The sequence below is a fragment of the Shinella zoogloeoides genome (assembly GCF_003574625.1).
Taxonomy (GTDB): domain Bacteria; phylum Pseudomonadota; class Alphaproteobacteria; order Rhizobiales; family Rhizobiaceae; genus Shinella; species Shinella zoogloeoides_A.
In genome coordinates, this window is sequence record NZ_QNUJ01000003.1 from 459,625 (window position 1) to 477,611 (window position 17,987).

The window sequence follows — 17,987 nt, forward strand, 5'->3', positions numbered from 1 at the left end:
CATGTCGAAAGTCGTCTTCTCCAATATCACCAAGCGCTTTCCCGGTGCCGCCGGCGCCACCGCCGTCGACAAGCTGAACCTCACCATCGAGGAAGGCACGCTCGTCACCCTGCTCGGCCCCTCCGGCTGCGGCAAGACGACGACGCTGCGCATGCTCGCCGGCTTCGAGACGCCGTCCGACGGCACGATCACCATCGGCGGCCGCGACGTCACCAACGTACCGGTCAATGCCCGCAATGTCGGCATGGTCTTCCAGAGCTACGCCCTCTTCCCGCACATGACGGTGCGCGAGAACGTCGAATACGGCGTGCGCCTGCTCAGCCTGCCGAAGGCCGAGATGAAGGAGCGCGTCGACACCATGCTCGAGACCATGGCGCTCGCCCAATATGCCGACCGCTCGCCCTCGCGGCTTTCCGGCGGCCAGCAGCAGCGCGTGGCGCTCGCCCGCGCCGTCGTCACCCAGCCGAAGGTGCTGCTCTTCGACGAGCCGCTCTCCAACCTCGATGCCCAGCTTCGCGAGCGCATGCGCGACGAGCTGCGCGCGATCCAGCTCCGCCTCGGCATCACCAGCCTCTACGTCACCCACGACCAGAGCGAGGCCATGGCGATCTCCGACCGCGTGGTCGTCATGCGCAACGGCGTGATCGAGCAGGACGATTCGCCGCTCAACGTCTATTCGCGCCCCGGCACCGGCTTCGTCGCCGAGTTCATGGGCAAGGCGAACATTCTCCACGGCAAGGTCGAGGCGGTCGATGAAGCGACGGTGCGCGTGCGCATCGCCTCGACGGTCGCCTTCACGCTCGCCCGCGGCAACCGTGCTTTCAAGGTCGGCCAGGAGGTTCGCTGCGTGGTGCGGCCGGAGCACATCCGCGTCGATGCCGAAGGCACGATGGAGGCGAAGGTGCGCCGCGTCGTCTTCCAGGGCGCCTATGTCGAATATCTCACCGATCTCGAAGGCCAGGAATGCGTCTTCCTCGACACGGACTATTACAAGTCCGGCGTCGCCGAGGTCGGCCAGACCCTGAAACTCTCCATCGACAGCCGGCCGGTCTGGATCCTGCCGGAAAATGAAGCAGCCGCATTGGAAAAAGCAGCATGACCCTCTCCAAACCGATCACCAACGATATCAGGGACCTCATCGCGACCGTCGCCTGCGAGGCCGCGCGCGCCGCCGGCGCGGTGGCGCACCGGGGCTTCGTCGATGCCAGCCCGGAAAGCCTCGCGACCCAGCAGAAGGCCGGTTTCTTCGATATCGTGACGGCCTCCGACAAGGCCGCCGAGCGCGCCGCCTGCGACGCGATCTGGTCGCGCATTCCCGCCTCCCGCATCCTCGGCGAGGAAGGCGGCTGGCAGGGCGAAGGCGACACGACCTGGATCATCGACCCGATCGACGGCACCAGCAACTTCGCCTCGGGCCTGCCCTTCTTCTGCGTCTCCATCGCCGCCTATCACAGGGGCGAGCCGGTCTGCGGCGTCGTCTACGATCCGGTGCGCGACGAAATGTTCGTGGCGGACCGGGGGCGGCTGACGCTCAACGGGGCCGCCGTCCCGCATTTCCTGCGCGGGCGCAGCGACCGGGAGGTCGAAGTGCTGACCAACGCGCCCTACGAGGGCGAGCGCCCCTCCCGCGCGGCGCAGGAGGCCCATGCCGACCTCGTCAATTCGTTCCGGGCCGTGCGCCGCCTCGGCTCCTGCGCCCTGCACCTTGCCTATGTTGCCGTCGGCCGCGTCGCCATCGCCTACGAATCCAAGTTCAGCGCCTGGGACATTGCGGCCGGCATCCAGCTCGTCCAGGCGGTGGGCGGTGAGGTCCATGCCCGCGACGCGGAAGGCCGCATCGTCGAGCCGCGGGAAGACACGCTCGGTTCCGTCAAAAGGCTCGTTGTGGCGCAGTCCGGTTTTGACTATCAATCGTCCTGCCTGTCGAAGCTGATTGCCGACGGCACGTTGTAACCTTGGCGCGAGAGAAGCCGATGCCGGAACGAAGGGGTCCATGCTCGATCTGATCAGGCAATCCCTGTCGCAATTCACGCCCGCCGAACGCAGGATCGCCGAGGCGATCCTCGATACGCCGAGCACGGCCATCACATGGTCGATCACCGATGCGGCGCGGATCGCCAAGGTCAGCGAGCCTTCGATCATCCGCTTCTGCCGGCGGCTCGATTGCGACGGCTTTCCGGATTTTCGCCTGAAGCTCGCCCAGCAACTGGCCGTGCGCCAGGCGCCGGCGAGCCCGGCGGAAAACGGCGACGACCCGTTCACCGGCCTCGTCGACGACATCTTCAACCGTGCGGTCGAATCCCTGCGGGAAGCCCGGCTCGACCTCGATCTCGACGGCTTGCGCCGCGCGGTCGACATGCTCGCCGCCGCGCGGCGCATCGATGTCTACGGCTATGGCGGGTCCGGCTTTCTCGCCAGCGAGGCGCAGCACCGGCTCGCCTCGCTCGGCATGGCGAGCGTCGCCTATGCCGACCCGACGCTCCAGATGGTATCCGCCCCGCGCCTTACATCGCAGGACGTGCTCTTCGTGCTCTCCTTCTCGGGCCGCACGAGCTATCTCATCGCCAATATGGAAATCGCCAAGAAGGCCGGCGCGCGGATCCTTTCCATAGCGCCCGGCGGCTCCGTCGTCGCCTCGCTCGCCGACGAGAACATCAACCTAAACGCCTATCGCGCCGCCAGCCACCCCCTCATCGTGCCGACCGGCCGCGCCTCGATGTACGTCCTCCTCGACGTGCTGTTCACGCTGCTGGCCCGGACCTAGGCGGACTGCCAACCATCGAAAAATCATCGGCGGCACGAAGGACGCCCGTCGTCCTTCGTGCGTGCTCGATCGGTTAAAAACCGACGCGGCGGCTCTCCTGGATCGTTTTGTTGCGCATCATCGCAGCACGTGATGCGATTTTGCGCATCCCGGGCGGCGTTCCGGCGCGTTTTCATGCCTTCCTTCCGAATAGGGCTTGCTTCCGCCTGCGATTGTGGCGGGATTGCGCATGTCTTCTGGTGCAGATCCCCATGAAGGGGATCGCCATTCGGATCGGAATGGGGAATGAAAGTACACGTACCGGGCACCGCCAATCTCGACGCCCTGCTGGTCGACTGGATCGACCATGACGGCCGCATCTGCGCCGTCAACGCGATGGAGGCGCGCGAGCTCGCCATCGCGTTACAGCAGGGCGAAAGCGTGCCGCTGGAGCGCATCTACAGCAGCACCTCAGCGCAGATGCTGCGCGGCGTCGCCCGCGACGGCCAGCCGTTCGTGTCCGGGCTCGCCGTCTGGGTGAATTCGCCGCAATATAGCGAAATCCCCATGATCGCCACCGTGGTCTCCGATCCGGGCCGCGGGCTCGCCGTCATCAAGCAGCCCTTGCCGGAAAGCGTGCTCGGCATCGGGCCGGAGCTTGCCGAGCGGGTGGAAATCCTTTCGCAGATGATCGGCGCGGCGACGGAAGCGTGCTGGTGCATCGAATTCCTCGAGCCGGTCGACACGGCGCTCGCCGAGGACGAGATCGTCGAGCGCATCTTCTCCAACCAGAGCCGCTGGCGCGCCTGCAACGAGGCGATGGCCCGGCTCTACCGGGTGCCCGAAGGGCTCGATTTCAATATCCAGCCGGTCTCGCGCTATTTCCCGGCGACCGAGATCAACCGCCGCATGGTGCGCGACCTCGTGCGCTCCGGCTACCGCCTCGACCGCGCCGCCGCCGTCGACCGCCGGCATGACGACAGCGAAATGCTCGTGGAGAACGATTTCCGCGCCGCGATCAAGGATGGTTTCCTCGTGCGCCTATGGGGCACGACGCGCGATATCGGCGCGCACCGCCAGCGCGAGCAGCAGCTTGCCGACCGGGCGGACACGATGCAGGACATCCTGAGCGCCGCGCCGGACCCGATCCTCGTCATCTCCGAGGACGGCCTTCTGCTGGCGACCAACCCGGCGGCGGAGAGCGTCTGGGGGCGGACCGCCGAGCAGGTGCTCGGCCGGCCGCTGCAGCAGTTCATCGAAACGCGCAACGCGCTCGACAAGCTCCGGCAGGCGGCCCTTGCCGGCGAGGACAGCGACGGCGAATGCGACCTTGCCGTCATCGCCGCTGATGCCAGCCGTGACGTCTGGCGCTTCCGCGCCGCGCGCATCGAGGGCGAGATGCGCCGCTACGTGCTGACCGCCCGGCGCAAGAGCCGCCGCAGGACGCGCGGCCTTCTGCAGGAGGCCGCATCGTGAAATTCTACGCCAACGACCTCACCACATCCGGCCAGCGGCGCCTGCGTCCCTCCTTCATCGACGAGCCGCAGTTCGGCGCCTTCCTCGAAGCCTTCCCCGACGGCGTGGCGCTGCTGGAGACCGACGGCACCATCAAGCTGGTCAACGGCAAGCTCGAACTGCTGCTGAACCTCGCGCGCGGCGACCTCGTCGGCTCGGATCTGGCGAAACATGCCAAGACGGCCGGCCCCCTCGTCCAGAAGCTCGCGAGCGCCCTGCGGCAGCTCAAGCGCACCGAGGTTTCCGGCACGCTCAATTCGCAGCGCAACGTCACCGCCTCCATCGGCATCCTGCGCACGCCCGACGGCGGCGCCTATGGCGCGCTGCTGACGATGCGCGAGACCGGGCGGCACAGCCGCGGCTACGAGCGCAGCGATCATTTCCGCTTCGAGGCCGAGCCACTGCCGGCCGCCGGCGGCGGTGGCCCCGTGCTCACGCCGCGCCTCGGCACCATTGCGCGCCGGGCCGCGACCGCCATCGAGCGCGGCAGCGCCGTGCTCCTGACCGGCGAGACCGGCACGGGCAAGACGGAGCTTGCCCGCTTCATCGGCAAGGCCGGCGCCTCCGATGCGCCGCCCTTCGTCCACGTCAATTGCGGCATGCTGAGCGACGCGCAGTTCGACGCGGAGATGTTCGGCATCGAGCCGGGCTCGTCGCTCGACACCTCGACGCGCGGCAAGCTCGGCTTCGTGGAGGCGGCCGACGGCGGCACGCTCTTCCTCGACCAGGTGACGGACCTTTCGCCCGTCTCGCAGATGAAGCTCGTCGCCTTCCTCGAAAGCCAGACCTTCAGCCGCCTCGGCTCGATGCAGCGGCGCAAGGCGCGCATCAGCCTCATCACCGCCACCAATGCCGACCTGCCGGACCTGATCGGGAGCGGCGCCTTCCGCCGCGACCTCTATTACCGCATCGCCGTCGTGACGCTGGAGCTGCCGGCGCTGCGGGACCAGCCGGAACTGGTCGACGCGCTGACCGAGAACGTGCTGCGGCGGCTCAATGCCGGCCGCACGCCGACGCTGCAGCTTTCCGCGGCCTTCAGCAAGCGGCTTTCCGCCTATGCCTTTCCCGGCAATGTGCGGGAGCTGACGAATATCCTCGAGCGCGCCGCGGCGAGCGCCGAGGACATGGCGCTCGCCGAGCATTTCATCGTCGCCGAGGGGGCTTCGTCACGGCCTACCCCTGCCCAACCGGTCGGCGATGGGGAGACATCGCCGCAGAGCTTCCGGGACCTGATGCAGGCCTTCGAAAGTTGGGTCCTGGAAAAATCCATCGCAGAGCATGGAAGCAAGAGAGGCGCCGCCAAGGCGCTCGGAATCGATATCGCCACCCTCGTCCGAAAGACAAAGCGGGCGAAATGACCAACCAAAGACATGAAGGGGAACAAACATGTCTCTACTGCGCAGATCCGCAATTCTCGCCCTTGCCGCCGCAAGCCTCATCCCACAGACCCTCGTCGCGAAGGCCGGCGAGCTCAACTACCTGACCTGGGAGGGTTACGCGGTTGACGGCTTCATCTCCAAGTTCGAGGCCGCCTCGGACTGCAAGGTGACGGCCTCCTATGTCGGTTCGAACGACGACTTCGCCGCCAAGCTCGCCGCAGGCGGCGGCGTCTACGACATCATCAGCCCCTCGCTCGATACCGTGCCGATGATGCGGCAGGCCGGCTTCGTCGCGCCGATCGACACGGCCAGGGTGGAAGGCTTCGACGGCATCTATCCGGAATTCTCCAAGCAGAGCGACGTGGTGGCCGATGGCGAGACCTGGGCCGTGCCACTGATCTGGGGCTCCGTCTCACTGATCTACCGTCCCGACAAGCTGGCCACCAAGCCGGATTCCATCTCCGTCCTGTTCGATCCCGCGCTCAAGGGCAAGGTCTCGCTCTGGGACGACAAGTCGGCGCTCTACTGGACGGCGCGCTATCTCGGCTACGACAACATCTTCGACCTCACCGACGAGCAGCTGGAAGCCGTGAAGGCCAAGCTCATCGAGCAGAAGGCGCTGATCCGCAAATACTGGGCCTCGGCGGGCGAACTGACCGAACTGATGGCCAACCAGGAGGTCTATGTCTCCAACGCCTGGACGGGCCTGACCAGCAAGGACGTCAACAACCTCAAGAAGGGCTTCGAGGTCGTCGAGTTCACGCCGAAGGAAAAGGCCGAGGGCTGGATGGACTCCATGATGCTGGTGAAGGACTCGCCGAACGAGGAATGCGCCTACAAGTTCATGAGCTTCATGCAGTCGCCCGAGGGTCAGTGCGGCATCGCCCAGTCCACCGGCTATTTCCCGGTCAATCCGAAGGCCGTGCAGGGCTGCATGGATGACCAGATGAAGAAGGAGCGCCAGGTCGACAATGTCGAGTTCGTCAAGAGCCTCGTCATGTGGCAGCAGCCCGTCCGCCTCGACAAGTATCTGGAAACCTGGAACGCCGTGAAGGCCGCGCCGTAAGGCCCCGGCGGGAAGCGCCCCGGAAGGCGGCGCTTCCCGACACCCACGCGAGACATTTCAACAGACACGGGGATCCGATGACCTCCAACCCGATTGTAACGCTCGACGGCGTTGCGAAACGATATGGCGCATTCCTCGCCCTTCAGGAGACCGACCTTGCGATTGCCGAGGGCGAGTTCGTGACCCTGCTCGGCCCATCGGGCTGCGGCAAGACGACGACGCTCAGGCTGATCGGCGGCTTCGAGCAGGCGAGCGCGGGCCGCATCGCCATTGCCGGACAGGACGTGACGGACAGCCCGCCCTATCGCCGGCCGGTCAACACGGTCTTCCAGGACTATGCGCTTTTTCCGCATATGAGCGTGGCGGATAATATCGGCTACGGCCTTTCGGTGAAGTCCGGCCGGGTGGCGAAGGCCGAGCGGGACAGGCGCGTCGCCGACGCGCTCGCCATGGTCGGGCTGGAGGGCAAGGCCGGCATGCGGCCCGGCGCCCTCTCGGGCGGCCAGCGCCAGCGCGTGGCGATGGCGCGCGCCATCGTGCGCCGCCCGCGCGTGCTGCTGCTCGACGAGCCGCTTTCGGCGCTCGACGTGAAGCTGCGCGAGGGCATGCAGGTGGAGCTGAAGCGCCTGCACCGCGAGCTCGGCATCACCTTCCTCATGGTCACCCACGACCAGAACGAGGCGCTGGCGCTCTCCGACCGCATCGTCGTCATGAGAGAGGGCCGCATCGCGCAGGTCGGCTCGCCGACGGATCTCTACGACCGTCCCGCCAGCCCCTATGTCGCGGATTTCATCGGCGGGGCGAACCTGGCGGATGCCGAGGCCCTCGGCGGCGGCGCTTTCCGGCTTGCGGGCGGCCAGGTGCTGCACAGCCGGCGCGGCGAAGCCGCCTGCCTTGCCGCCGGCCGCCATGCCAGCCTCGGCCTTCGCGCCGAGCACCTGCATGTCACGGCGGCCGGGGCAGAAAATACGCTTACCTGCACCATCATGGAGCGCCTGTTCCACGGCGACCGGCTGCGGGTCGAGCTCATGCCCGAAGGGACCACAAGACCGATCTTCGCGGAGCTTCCTCGCACGGCCGTCCCGGCGGAGCTTGCGCCCGGCGACCGCGTGACGATCGGTATCGACCCCGCCGACGTATTGGTCTTCGAAGCGGAGGCCGGGCGATGAACCTCACCCGCCGCACCTTCCCCGGCTTTGCCGCTCTGTTCTCGCTGCCGCTCTTCTGGGTCCTGCTGCTGATGGTCGTGCCCTATGCGATCATGATCTCGGTGGGCTTCTGGTCGCGACAGTTCCCGCTATTCTATCCGGATTTCCAGTTCGGCAACTACGCACAGATCGCCGCCGACCCGCAATATACCACCGTCATCCTGCGCACGCTGAAGATCGCCGCCAGCGTCACGCTCTTCTCGCTGCTGCTCGGCTATCCGCTCGCCTATTTCCTCGTCTTCACCGTCCGCTCGCGTGCGCTGCGCAACCTTCTCTACATGTCGGTGATCGTGCCGCTCTGGGTGTCCTACCTGCTGCGCGCCTATACGTGGAAGATCATCCTCGGCACGGACGGCGCGCTGAATTCGCTGCTGGTCTCCACCGGCATCGTCTCGGCGCCGCTCGACATCTTTCTCTACAACCAGACCGCCATGGTGGTGACGCTGGTCTATATCTTCGTGCCCTTCATGGTCATGCCGCTCTTCGCGGTGCTCGACAACATTCCGCGCCGCCTGATCGAGGCCTCGGAAGACCTTGGCGTCGGCCCGTTCATGACCTTCTGGCGGGTGATCTTCCCGTTGTCGCTCGGCGGGGTCGTGGCCGGCGCGACCATGACCTTCTGCCTGTCCTTCGGCGATTTCGTCGCACCCGTGCTTGTCGGCGGGCCGGACGGGACGATGGTGGCGAACCTCCTGCAGACGCAGTTCGGCGCCGCACTCAACTGGCCGCTCGGATCGGCGCTCGCGACCCTCGTGCTCGCGCTGGTGCTGATCCTCCTGCAACTCTCCAGCCGCCTCGACCGGGCCGGCCGGGTCGATCTTTCCTAGGAGGGTGCCATGCTGCGCTTGAGATGGTGGCAGAAGGGCATGGTGGGCGTCAGCCTCGGCGTGCTCGCCTTCCTCTACCTGCCGATCGTCATCCTCGTGATGTTCTCCTTCAACGACAGCAAGGTGACGTCCTTCCCGCTTTCCGGCTTCACGCTGCACTGGTACGAGGCCTTCCTCGCCAACGGCCAGATGCTGCGGGCGCTCGCCAACAGCCTGTGGGTCGCGCTCTTCGCGACGGCGCTCTCCGTCGTCATCGGCGTGACGGCGGCGCTCGCGCTCGACCGCTACGACTTTCGCGGCAAGCGGCTGTTCCAGAACGTCATCCTCCTGCCCCTCAGCCTGCCCGGCATCGTCACCGGCATCGCCATGCTGAACTTCTACAAGCAGATCGGCATTCCGCAGAGCCTGACGGCGGTGGTGATCGGCCATGCGACGGCGCTGCTCGGCGTCGTCGTCTCGCAGGTCATGGCGCGGCTCGCCAAGATCAACCGCCGCCAGTTCGAAGCCTCCGCCGATCTCGGCGCAACACCCTTCGAGACCTTCCGCAATGTCACGCTGCCGGGCATCCGCAGCGCCATCCTCGGCTCGGCGCTCCTGTGCTTCACGCTGTCCTTCGACGAAATCCCCGTCACCTATTTCCTGACGGGCCGCGAGGTGACGCTGCCGATCTACATCTATTCGACGCTCCGGCGCGGCATCACGCCGGAAATCAACGCCATCGGTACGGTGATCGTCGCCGTGTCCTTCGTCCTCATCGTCCTCTCGGTCACGCTCCTGCGCGACCGCTACCAATCCTGATCCATGGAAGGGAGAACAAGCATGGATGCCTCGACCTACACGCTCGATTTCTGGCGCAGCAAGGCAAGCGGCCTCAAATTCCGCACGCAGCACTTCATCGACGGGGCCTATGTCGCCTCCGCCGACGGCCGGACCTATCCGACGATCAATCCGGCGACCGGGGCGACCATCGCCGAGATGGCGCGCGGCGGGGCGGCGGAGATCGACCGCGCCGTCGCCGTAGCCCGCAAGGCCTACCGCTCCGGCGCATGGTCGCGCATGGACCCGCGCGCCCGCATGGCCGTGCTGGAGACATTCTCCGCCCTCATCGAAGCGCATGCGGAGGAATTCGCCGTGCTCGACAGCCTCGACATGGGCAAGCCGGTCATGGACATGATGAACATCGACATTCCCGGCTCCGTCACGTCGCTGAAATTCTTCGCCGAGACAATCGACAAGATCGAGGGCGCGGTGACGGCGACGGCGGCCAATGCGCTGCACTACATCCTGCGCCAGCCGCTCGGCGTCGTCGGCCTCATCGTGCCGTGGAACTATCCCCTGATGATGGCCGCCTGGAAACTGGGCCCGGCGCTGGCGACGGGCAATTCCGTCGTGCTGAAGCCGGCCGAACAATCGCCGCTCTCGGCCAACCTGCTCGCAGAACTCTTCATCGAGGCGGGCGGTCCGGCGGGCGTCTTCAACGTGGTGCACGGTCTCGGCGAGGAGGCCGGCAAGGCACTGGCGCTGCACAACGACGTCGACAAGATCGGCTTCACCGGTTCCACCGAGGTCGGCAAGCTGCTGATGATCTATGCCGGCCAGTCGAACATGAAGCGCGTCTCGACCGAGTGCGGCGGCAAGACGCCCCAAATCGTCCTCGGCGACTATGACGACCTCGACACCGCCGTCACCTATGCCGTCAACGGCATCTACGGCAACCAGGGCGAGGTCTGCAATGCGGGCTCGCGCATCCTCGTGGAAAAACGCATCCACGACGACTTCGTCGAGCGCTTCACGGCCCGCACGCGGGAAAACTTCGTGCTCGGCGATCCGCTCGATCCCTCGACGACCATCGGCCCGCTCGTCACCGCCTCGCACCAGCAGCGCGTGTTGAGCTACATCGACATCGGCCGCAAGGAAGGGGCGGCGCTGCGCTTCGGCGGCGGCACGCTCGCCACCTCGCCGAAAGGCGCCTTCGTCGAGCCGACCCTGTTCACGGGCGTCGACAACGGCATGCGCATCGCCCGCGAGGAGATCTTCGGCCCGGTCGCCGCGATCATCCCGGTGGAGGGCATCGACGACGCCATCGAGATCGCCAACGATTCCATCTATGGCCTCGCCGCGTCCGTCTGGACCCGCGACATTTCCAAGGCGCACCGCTTCGCCCGCGACATCGAGGCCGGCGTCGTCTGGGTCAACTGCTTCGACCACGGCGACATGACCTCGATCTGGGGCGGCTACAAGCAGACCGGCAACGGCCGCGACAAATGCCTGGAAGCCCTGACGCAGTACACGCAGACGAAATCGGTCTGGGTGAATCTCGACTGACACCCGCATAATCGGTCCCGGGTTGGAGCAGCACGCACCATCCCGGGATCCATGGCTTCACCGGGCCTGTTCCGCCAGCCAGCCCGCCGGAACGGAAACCCGCACGGCGAAGCCGTTCGCACGCTGGTCGAAAGCAAGTTCGCCGCCGAGCTTCTGGATTGCCATTTCAACGATCGAGAGGCCAAGACCGGTTCCCTCGCCTCCACGACTGCCCCTGTTGAAACGCCCGACGAGATGCCTCGATTGAGCCGGCGTCATACCCGCCCCCGGGTCGACGACCTCGATCCGCAGCTTCGTCCCGTCGCGCTCGACGATGAGGTTGACATGCGAGCCCGCCGGGGCATGCTGGATTGCATTTTCAAGGATGTTTCTCACCGCGAGATGCAGGAGCATGCGGTTGAGACTGGCCCGGCCAACCGTCACGCCGGCGTGGATGTCGACCGATACGTTCCGTGCGATACCGAGGTTTTCCAGATCGGCAGAAACCTCACGCATGGCCCCCGCGACATCGATGGCTTCCCGCGCGTGATCGGCCTCTGCGGAATCGACAGCCGCCATGTCGATGAGCTGGCGGACGAGGCGCCCGGTGCGATCCACGCTCGTCGAAATATGTCCGAGCGCGGTTTCACGGACGGCAGCATCATCGCTCCTGAGCGCGACCTGGGCCTGGGTCTTGAGACCGGCGAGCGGCGTCTTCAATTCATGCGCGGCATAGGCGATGAAAGTCCTTTCGCGCTCCCGCGCTTGCGTGACCCTGCCGAAAAGCGAGTTGAGCGATCTCAGCAGCGGGCGGATCTCGCGCGGCGCGCCGTCCTCCCCGACCGGATGAAGCTCGTCGGCGGAACGGCCGGAGAGCGCGCTCGCGATCCTGTTGAGAGGCGCGAGCCCCCGGTCGACGCTGAGCCACAGCAAGGCTGCAAGGACCGGCAGGATGGCGAGTGCCGGAACCAGTTGCCCCTTGACGACATCTCCGACTAGCCGATCGCGCATTTCGAGGCTGTCGCCGACGAGGACGCGCACGCCGAGCGTCGGATTGATCACCGCATAGACCCGCCAGCGTTCGCCCTTTATGGTCGTCTCCTGAAAACCCTTGTCGTGGTCCGCCAGCGAGGTCGCCGGCGCGCTGGCGGAACGGCTGACAAGCTGCCCCTGCAGCGACCAGATCTGGCAGGAGAGCTGCCTGTTGTAATCCCCCTCCGCAACCGTGAATTCCGGCGGCACATCGCCGGCGGTGGCGGCCTCCACGGCGGCAGCGACATCGATATGGTGATCGGTGATCAGCGAACTGACCATCCGCGCCGCCTCGGTGAGCCTGGCGTCGAGCACGCGTTCCACCTGATGCTGCGTGCTGAGATAGGTCCAGAAAACCGCACAACACCAGACGGCGCCGGTCGTGGCGAGAAGGATGACGATGAGGCGGAGGCGGATGGAACTCATTCGGACTTGCCCATGCGATAGCCGACACCGCGGATGGTCTCGATGGAGGCGGCGCCGAGCTTGGCGCGCAGCTTGTGCACATGTACCTCGACCGTATTGCTCTCCACATCCTCCTGCCAGCCGTAGAGGCGTTGCTCCAGCGCCTGCTTCGAATGGATCATGCCCGGACTCTCCATCAGTGCGCGCAGGATGGAGAATTCGCGCCGCGACAGCGGGACGGGCTCACCTGCCTTTCGGGCCGCCATCCCTGCCGGATCGAGAACGATAGTGCCACAACGCAATTCGGGCCGCGCGCGACCTTCCGACCGGCGCGTGATGGCGCGCAGCCGGGCGGCAACCTCGTCGAGGTCGAACGGCTTGCCGAGATAGTCGTCGGCGCCGGCATCCAGACCGTCGATGCGATCGGCCGTTTCGTCCTTCGCCGTCAGGAGCAGGACGGGCGTCCGGTCGCCCCTTTCCCGCAGGCACGCCAGCACTTCAAGGCCGGAACCGTCGGGCAGCATGCGATCGAGGACGACGGCATCGAAGCGGTCCGCCGCAAGGGCCTCCGTCGCATCGGCAAGCGTTGCCACAGTGTCGACGGTGAAGCCGGAAAGGCCGAGGCCGACCTTCAGACCATCGAGCAGGACCGCATCGTCTTCGACCACCAGGATACGCATCAAGCCTCCGTGCGTTGCTGCCTTCCTTCGCCTGAACCGGGAACCTTAAGCCTGCCTTAAGCTGGCGACCGGATCGCTCCGCCCGGGACAAATGACGAGGACGCGAGAACGATGCGGAAAGCAAGCCTCCTGGCAGCGGTTTGGGTCTTGATTGCGGCAATTCTGCCGGCATGGGCTTTTGAAGCGCCATTGCCGATGGAAGACGCCTTCGTACCCTCGATTGCAAGGGAAGAGGCAGGCCCTCTCACGATCACCTGGAAAATCGCCGACGGCTACTATCTGTACCGGGATTACCTTTCCGCGAAAGACGAGGACGACCGGCCGCTGACGCTCCGCACCGAACCCGGCAAGGTCAAGGACGATCCGGGTTTCGGCGCGACCGAAGTCTATTATCGAACGGCTTCGGCATCGATCCTCGACGCCCCTTCGACCGTTCGCGTCACCTATCAGGGCTGTCAGGACGGCGGACTGTGCTATCCGCCGACGGCACGCATGATCGATGTCGCGGCGATGACGATCGGGATGCCGGCCGAAGGCGGTTTTTCGCTTGCACCGGCCGAGGACGCGAACCCGGCGCAGAAGGCGAACACCGGATTTTCCATCATTGACAATGGCGGAGAGACGGCGGTCGACCGGCTTCTGACCGGCGGCGGACCTTTCCTGCTGCTTGCCGGCTTTCTCGGCTTCGGCCTGCTGCTGGCATTCACACCCTGCGTCTTTCCGATGTATCCGATTGTCGCCGCCATGCTATCGCGCGAAAGGGAGGAACTGACGGCAGGACGCGGCTTCGTGCTGGCGTCATCCTATGTGCTGGCGCTCGCTACCGCCTTCGGACTTGTCGGCGTCGCCGCCGCGTGGTCGGGCCGGAACCTGCAGATGGTGCTGCAATCGCCGGCCGCAGTCGGCACGGTCGCCGCCCTCTTCATCCTGCTGGCGCTCTCCAGCTTCGGCCTGTTTCATATCCGGCTTCCGGCAGGAATCGGCAATCGATTGAGCGGCGGCAAACGGAAGGGCGGATCTGCCGCCGGCGCCGCTATGCTCGGCTTTTCCTCCGCGTTTCTCATCGGCCCCTGCGTAACCGCACCGCTTGCGGGCGCCCTTCTCTATATCGCCCGGACCGGAGACGTCGTCATCGGCGCTCTCGCGCTCTTCGCGCTTGGCCTCGGCAAGGGCCTCCCGCTCATCGCCATGGCGACGCTCGGCGGCAAGGTGCTGCCACGCGCCGGCGCCTGGATGGAAAACGTACGGTACGCCTTCGGCTTTCTGTTCCTCGCAACGGCGATATGGCTTGCGACCCCGCTCGTTCCCGAACGTTTCATCTTGCTGCCTTGGGCCGTGCTGGCGCTGACTTTCGGCGTGCAGGCGGGTGCATTCGCAGGGTCGCAGACTTCGGGCGGACATGGCGTTCTCCTGCGTTCGGCCAGCCTCGTCTTTCTCCTGTGGGGCAGTCTTCTCATGGCAGGGTTCGGCCTCGGCGCGACCGATCCGCTGACCCCGCTCGGCCCGCTCAAGGGTGCGGCCGGCGGCGCGCGGACGGCCGCTATCGAAAAGACGGACTTCACGAAGATCGGCTCCATCGACGCGCTGTCCGGCCTGCTTGGCGCCGCCGCCTCCGAACACCGGCCGGCCCTTCTTTATGTCACGGCGGACTGGTGCGTGACCTGCCGCGCGATCGAACGCTCGGTGCTGCCCGAGCCGGATGTAGCGACAGCCCTCGACGGGATTCGCCTTGCAAGGCTCGACGTCAGTACCCTTGATGCCGACACCGGCGCGCTCATGCGCTCGCTTGCGGTCGTCGGCCCGCCAACGATGATCCTCTTCGACCGCGAAAGACAGGAGATACCCGGTACCCGGCTTGTCGGAGAGATTACAGCGGCTTCGCTCGCGGATGCCGCCAGGACTGCGAAAGGCACCGTGCGATGAACGCCATCGCAATAGGTCCCTTCGCGTTCTCCGCCGATCGCTTCTCGGCGATCGGCGGAATGGTCGTCTTCATGCTTGCCGGCTCGCTTCTCGCCGCCCGCATAGACAACAGGCTCGGCACCTGGACGACAGCGGCGGCGTTCCTTGGAATTCTGGGGGCACGGGCAGTGCATGTCCTCGGCCACGCGGCGAGTTTCTGGCAGGAGCCGTGGCGCGTCCTCGCCATCTGGCAGGGTGGCTTTTCCTGGCATGGCGGCCTCATCGGCGTTCTTCTCGCCACCGTGCTGCTGTGGCGAAGGGCGCCACGTATAACCTCCTGGGCAATCCTGCCGCTTGTCGCCGGTCTCTTCGTCTGGATCGCTCTTGGCAGCCTGATCAACGGAAACGCTTCGCCCCGCGCACCGGCAGCCTCCTATGTGGTGCTCGATAGAGGCGGAACCTTATCCGTCGCCGAGCGCCGGGGTCGTCCCGCCGTCCTCAAACTCTGGGCGAGCTGGTGTCCGCCCTGCCGGCGGGAAATGCCGATGATGGCCGACATGGCCGGGAGCAATCCACATGTCGACTTCCTGTTCGCCAACCAGGGTGAAGGCAGGGATGCTATCGCTGCCTATCTGCGTCAGGCCGGCATCGACCTTCAAACGGTCGTTCTCGATCCCTTTGCCAATCTCTCGCGCCACTATGGCGCGGTGGGCCTGCCCGCCACCCTGTTCATCAATCCGGACGGCACACTTGCCGCATCCCACCTCGGAGAGATTTCCCGCGAGACGCTCTCCGAAAGACTTGCCGCTCTTTCATCCTCCGCCACGGCATCGACCGAATGAAAGCCCCGTTCCCCCCCTTTCCCGTGCCCTCGATTAGAACAAGGAGATACCCGATGCTGACCCGCAGAACCATTTTGACGACGACGCTTGCCACCGCGGCAGCGGCCGCAACCGGACTGAAGCCCTCCCTTGCCCAGCAACTGACGAAGGACGACGTCTTTTTCGACAAGGACGCCCCCGTCCTCGGCAATCCCAAGGGAAACGTCACCATCGTCGAATTCTTCGATTACCAGTGCCCCTACTGCAAGAAGGCGCATCCGATGGTGGAGAAGGTCGTGAAAGCCGACGGCAATGTGCGGCTCGTCCTGAAGGACTGGCCGATCTTCGGCGATGTCTCCATCTTCGCTGCTCAGGCAGTGCTTGGAGCCGCGCAGATCGGCAAGTATGAAGTCGCGATGGAAGCCTTGATGAAAACCAAGGGGAAGCTGACCCACGAGGAAGTCGAAAAGCGCCTGACGGGCGCCGGCCTGTCGATGCAGGAGGTGGCGGCATCCGTGAACAAGCACGATGCCAAGATCTCCGGGCTGCTCAATCGCAACTACAGTCAGGCGCTCGCCTTCAACTTCGCCGGCACGCCCGCCTTCGTCATCGGCTCAGCGCTCTTTCCGGGCGTCCTCGATGAAAAAGGGCTGAAGGACGCCATCGCCAAGGCAAGAGGATAGCCCGCGGACGGCCGCGCCCCACAGCCGGCTTGCAGGTCTTCGGGCGCGGGTCGCCCGAGCGGCCTCCTCTTAAGCTGCGCTTAAGGTAGCTCCCGCGTTCTGCGGATACAGAATGAGCATCACGAGGACATAGATTTGAATTCGCAGAGCCGGCCGTCCGGCCTGATCGCACGACGCACGTTTCTCGCCGGAGCCGGCATGTTCGCCCTGGCCGGTTGCACGTCCGCGAGACAGGTGCCTGAGATCGCACAGGTGGAAACGCCACGTCTGGCGACACCTCCCATGTATTTCGCCATGCCGGATGAGCAGTTTCCGATTCCGGCAGTCGATGTTTCAAAGGTCGACCGGAAATGGTGGCGAACCGAAGTGGAATACCCGACCGGTGAAAGCGTCGGAACCGTGATCGTCGATACGCCCAATCGGTACCTTTATCATGTCCTGCCCAACGGACGAGCGACACGATACGGGGTTGGCGTGGGCAGGGACGGCTTTTCCTGGGCCGGTCGTGGCCGCCATATCGCCTACAAACGGGAGTGGCCGCGCTGGAATCCGCCCGATGAGATGGTGGCCCGCCAGCCGGAGCTTGAGCCGATCAGCATCGCGAATGGCGGCATGGCCCCGGGATTGAGAAACCCTCTCGGAGCGCGCGCGCTTTACATTCACGAGGGCAACCGGGACACGATCTATCGCATCCACGGAAATCCGGAATTCCAGACCATCGGCCGCGCCGTGTCATCCGGCTGCATCCGTATGATCAATCAGGACGTCATCCACCTCGCTGAGAACGTGCGTGACGGAAGCCCGATCGTTGTGGTTGCAGATCCCGCCATGGCTCATCTCAGGAAGGGCTGACCATCGGCGGCGGCCGACTGCCGGGCCCGCCTCTGAACGAACTGTTGCAAATCGGCACGTCCCGCGACCGTTCGACGGGGATGGCTGCAAAGTTCGCGCGGCGGCGATTCCCCTTTTGCGCGTGCTGCGCTATGGCGAAATCGAGGATCCGGTTCCGAATCGCCGGAAAGCGGCCGCAAGACGTCCAAGGAAATGGCACATATGAACTCCCGCGTTGCAATTCTGGCAGGCGTTGCGCTTGCCCTCACCGCATGCACCACCGTCAGTGTCCCGACCAATCCGCTGCAGGCGCGCTGGAACGGCAAGACCGCCGGCAGCTTCTTCGCGGCCTATGGCCCGCCGATCTCGGACACGGCCGGCACGGGCGGCACGACCCTCTACAAGTGGCGCGGCGGCTTTGCCAAGGGCAAGTCCTGCACGGTGGAACTCACCGTCAACGAGGCCTACCGGATCACCAGCATCCGCGCCGTCGGCGACCGCGTCGATCCGAAGGGCGGCCCGACCCACTGCGAAAAGGTCCTCGACGCCGCCGGCGACGGGAAGTAACCGCCGGCTGAGCCGACTATTCAG

17 protein-coding genes are annotated in these 17,987 nt (G+C 65.6%); 15 read left to right on the forward strand and 2 right to left on the reverse strand.

Annotation, left to right across the window (positions count from 1 at the left end; genetic code table 11):
• Position 1: 1 nt before the first annotated feature.
• The 10 genes from DSD28_RS08105 (at position 2) to DSD28_RS08150 (ending at position 11,063) form a co-directional block, all read left to right on the forward strand.
• Positions 2-1,099 carry an ABC transporter ATP-binding protein gene (locus DSD28_RS08105; RefSeq protein WP_119255868.1) on the forward strand — a complete coding sequence of 366 codons (1,098 nt, stop codon included), beginning with the start codon at positions 2-4 and terminating at the stop codon, positions 1,097-1,099.
• Positions 1,096-1,953, forward strand: coding sequence for an inositol monophosphatase family protein (locus DSD28_RS08110; RefSeq protein WP_119255869.1), 858 nt, complete (start codon positions 1,096-1,098; stop codon positions 1,951-1,953). Before DSD28_RS08105 ends, DSD28_RS08110 begins: the two co-directional genes overlap by 4 nt.
• A 40-nt stretch (positions 1,954-1,993) precedes the next feature.
• Complete coding sequence (locus DSD28_RS08115) at positions 1,994-2,764, forward strand: MurR/RpiR family transcriptional regulator (protein ID WP_119255870.1); 771 nt, start codon at positions 1,994-1,996, stop codon at positions 2,762-2,764.
• Positions 2,765-3,049: 285 nt separating this feature from the next.
• On the forward strand, positions 3,050-4,219 hold the full coding sequence (locus DSD28_RS08120; protein ID WP_119255871.1) for a PAS domain-containing protein: 1,170 nt from the start codon (positions 3,050-3,052) through the stop codon (positions 4,217-4,219).
• Complete coding sequence (locus DSD28_RS08125) at positions 4,216-5,616, forward strand: sigma 54-interacting transcriptional regulator (RefSeq protein WP_119255872.1); 1,401 nt, start codon at positions 4,216-4,218, stop codon at positions 5,614-5,616. Before DSD28_RS08120 ends, DSD28_RS08125 begins: the two co-directional genes overlap by 4 nt.
• A 28-nt stretch (positions 5,617-5,644) precedes the next feature.
• Positions 5,645-6,703, forward strand: a complete 1,059-nt coding sequence (locus tag DSD28_RS08130) for an ABC transporter substrate-binding protein (RefSeq protein ID WP_119255873.1) — start codon at positions 5,645-5,647, stop codon at positions 6,701-6,703.
• A 77-nt stretch (positions 6,704-6,780) separates the two neighbouring features.
• Positions 6,781-7,872: an ABC transporter ATP-binding protein gene (locus DSD28_RS08135; RefSeq protein ID WP_119255874.1), complete on the forward strand. Its 1,092-nt coding sequence runs from the start codon at positions 6,781-6,783 to the stop codon at positions 7,870-7,872.
• Positions 7,869-8,738, forward strand: coding sequence for an ABC transporter permease (locus tag DSD28_RS08140; protein ID WP_119255875.1), 870 nt, complete (start codon positions 7,869-7,871; stop codon positions 8,736-8,738). The genes DSD28_RS08135 and DSD28_RS08140 overlap by 4 nt, the downstream gene beginning before the upstream one ends.
• 9 nt (positions 8,739-8,747) lie before the next feature.
• Positions 8,748-9,536, forward strand: coding sequence for an ABC transporter permease (locus DSD28_RS08145; protein ID WP_119255876.1), 789 nt, complete (start codon positions 8,748-8,750; stop codon positions 9,534-9,536).
• Positions 9,537-9,557: 21 nt separating this feature from the next.
• Positions 9,558-11,063 carry an aldehyde dehydrogenase gene (locus tag DSD28_RS08150; RefSeq protein ID WP_119255877.1) on the forward strand — a complete coding sequence of 502 codons (1,506 nt, stop codon included), beginning with the start codon at positions 9,558-9,560 and terminating at the stop codon, positions 11,061-11,063.
• A gap of 57 nt (positions 11,064-11,120) precedes the next feature.
• Here DSD28_RS08150 and DSD28_RS08155 read toward each other — a convergent pair whose 3' ends face one another.
• Together DSD28_RS08155 and DSD28_RS08160 are read right to left on the reverse strand one after the other, a co-directional pair.
• The gene (locus DSD28_RS08155) at positions 11,121-12,500 is read right to left on the reverse strand and encodes an ATP-binding protein (protein WP_119255878.1); all 1,380 of its coding nucleotides are present in this window, start codon (positions 12,498-12,500) and stop codon (positions 11,121-11,123) included.
• Positions 12,497-13,159, reverse strand: a complete 663-nt coding sequence (locus DSD28_RS08160) for a response regulator transcription factor (RefSeq protein WP_119255879.1) — start codon at positions 13,157-13,159, stop codon at positions 12,497-12,499. Before DSD28_RS08160 ends, DSD28_RS08155 begins: the two co-directional genes overlap by 4 nt.
• Positions 13,160-13,348: 189 nt before the next feature.
• Here DSD28_RS08160 and dsbD point away from each other — a divergent pair, with 189 nt between their 5' ends.
• From dsbD to DSD28_RS08185, 5 genes are all read left to right on the forward strand, one after another.
• Positions 13,349-15,082 (forward strand): protein-disulfide reductase DsbD, encoded by a 1,734-nt coding sequence (gene dsbD / locus DSD28_RS08165; RefSeq protein WP_281048096.1) that lies wholly within the window; start codon positions 13,349-13,351, stop codon positions 15,080-15,082.
• Entirely contained in the window at positions 15,079-15,903 is an 825-nt protein-coding gene (locus DSD28_RS08170; RefSeq protein WP_119255881.1) for a TlpA disulfide reductase family protein, read from the forward strand. The genes dsbD and DSD28_RS08170 overlap by 4 nt, the downstream gene beginning before the upstream one ends.
• Positions 15,904-15,956: 53 nt before the next feature.
• A complete protein-coding gene (locus DSD28_RS08175) occupies positions 15,957-16,565 on the forward strand; it encodes a DsbA family protein (protein ID WP_119255882.1) in 609 nt (202 codons plus the stop codon).
• Between the two features lie 198 nt (positions 16,566-16,763).
• Positions 16,764-17,417 (forward strand): L,D-transpeptidase, encoded by a 654-nt coding sequence (locus tag DSD28_RS08180; protein WP_119255883.1) that lies wholly within the window; start codon positions 16,764-16,766, stop codon positions 17,415-17,417.
• A gap of 201 nt (positions 17,418-17,618) precedes the next feature.
• Positions 17,619-17,963, forward strand: coding sequence for a hypothetical protein (locus DSD28_RS08185; protein WP_119255884.1), 345 nt, complete (start codon positions 17,619-17,621; stop codon positions 17,961-17,963).
• Positions 17,964-17,987 lie beyond the last annotated feature (24 nt).

Bases quoted from the DNA above. Each gene is read 5' to 3' on its own strand.
- DSD28_RS08170 (WP_119255881.1), top strand. From the start codon at position 15,079: ATGAACGCCATCGCAATAGGTCCCTTCGCGTTCTCCGCCGATCGCTTC.
- DSD28_RS08160 (WP_119255879.1), bottom strand. From the start codon at position 13,159: ATGCGTATCCTGGTGGTCGAAGACGATGCGGTCCTGCTCGATGGTCTG.
- DSD28_RS08115 (WP_119255870.1), top strand. From the start codon at position 1,994: ATGCTCGATCTGATCAGGCAATCCCTGTCGCAATTCACGCCCGCCGAA.
- DSD28_RS08185 (WP_119255884.1), top strand. From the start codon at position 17,619: ATGAACTCCCGCGTTGCAATTCTGGCAGGCGTTGCGCTTGCCCTCACC.
- DSD28_RS08110 (WP_119255869.1), top strand. From the start codon at position 1,096: ATGACCCTCTCCAAACCGATCACCAACGATATCAGGGACCTCATCGCG.
- DSD28_RS08105 (WP_119255868.1), top strand. From the start codon at position 2: ATGTCGAAAGTCGTCTTCTCCAATATCACCAAGCGCTTTCCCGGTGCC.
- DSD28_RS08135 (WP_119255874.1), top strand. From the start codon at position 6,781: ATGACCTCCAACCCGATTGTAACGCTCGACGGCGTTGCGAAACGATAT.
- DSD28_RS08175 (WP_119255882.1), top strand. From the start codon at position 15,957: ATGCTGACCCGCAGAACCATTTTGACGACGACGCTTGCCACCGCGGCA.
- DSD28_RS08180 (WP_119255883.1), top strand. From the start codon at position 16,764: ATGTTCGCCCTGGCCGGTTGCACGTCCGCGAGACAGGTGCCTGAGATC.
- DSD28_RS08120 (WP_119255871.1), top strand. From the start codon at position 3,050: ATGAAAGTACACGTACCGGGCACCGCCAATCTCGACGCCCTGCTGGTC.
- DSD28_RS08140 (WP_119255875.1), top strand. From the start codon at position 7,869: ATGAACCTCACCCGCCGCACCTTCCCCGGCTTTGCCGCTCTGTTCTCG.
- DSD28_RS08130 (WP_119255873.1), top strand. From the start codon at position 5,645: ATGTCTCTACTGCGCAGATCCGCAATTCTCGCCCTTGCCGCCGCAAGC.
- DSD28_RS08145 (WP_119255876.1), top strand. From the start codon at position 8,748: ATGCTGCGCTTGAGATGGTGGCAGAAGGGCATGGTGGGCGTCAGCCTC.
- DSD28_RS08155 (WP_119255878.1), bottom strand. From the start codon at position 12,500: ATGAGTTCCATCCGCCTCCGCCTCATCGTCATCCTTCTCGCCACGACC.
- DSD28_RS08150 (WP_119255877.1), top strand. From the start codon at position 9,558: ATGGATGCCTCGACCTACACGCTCGATTTCTGGCGCAGCAAGGCAAGC.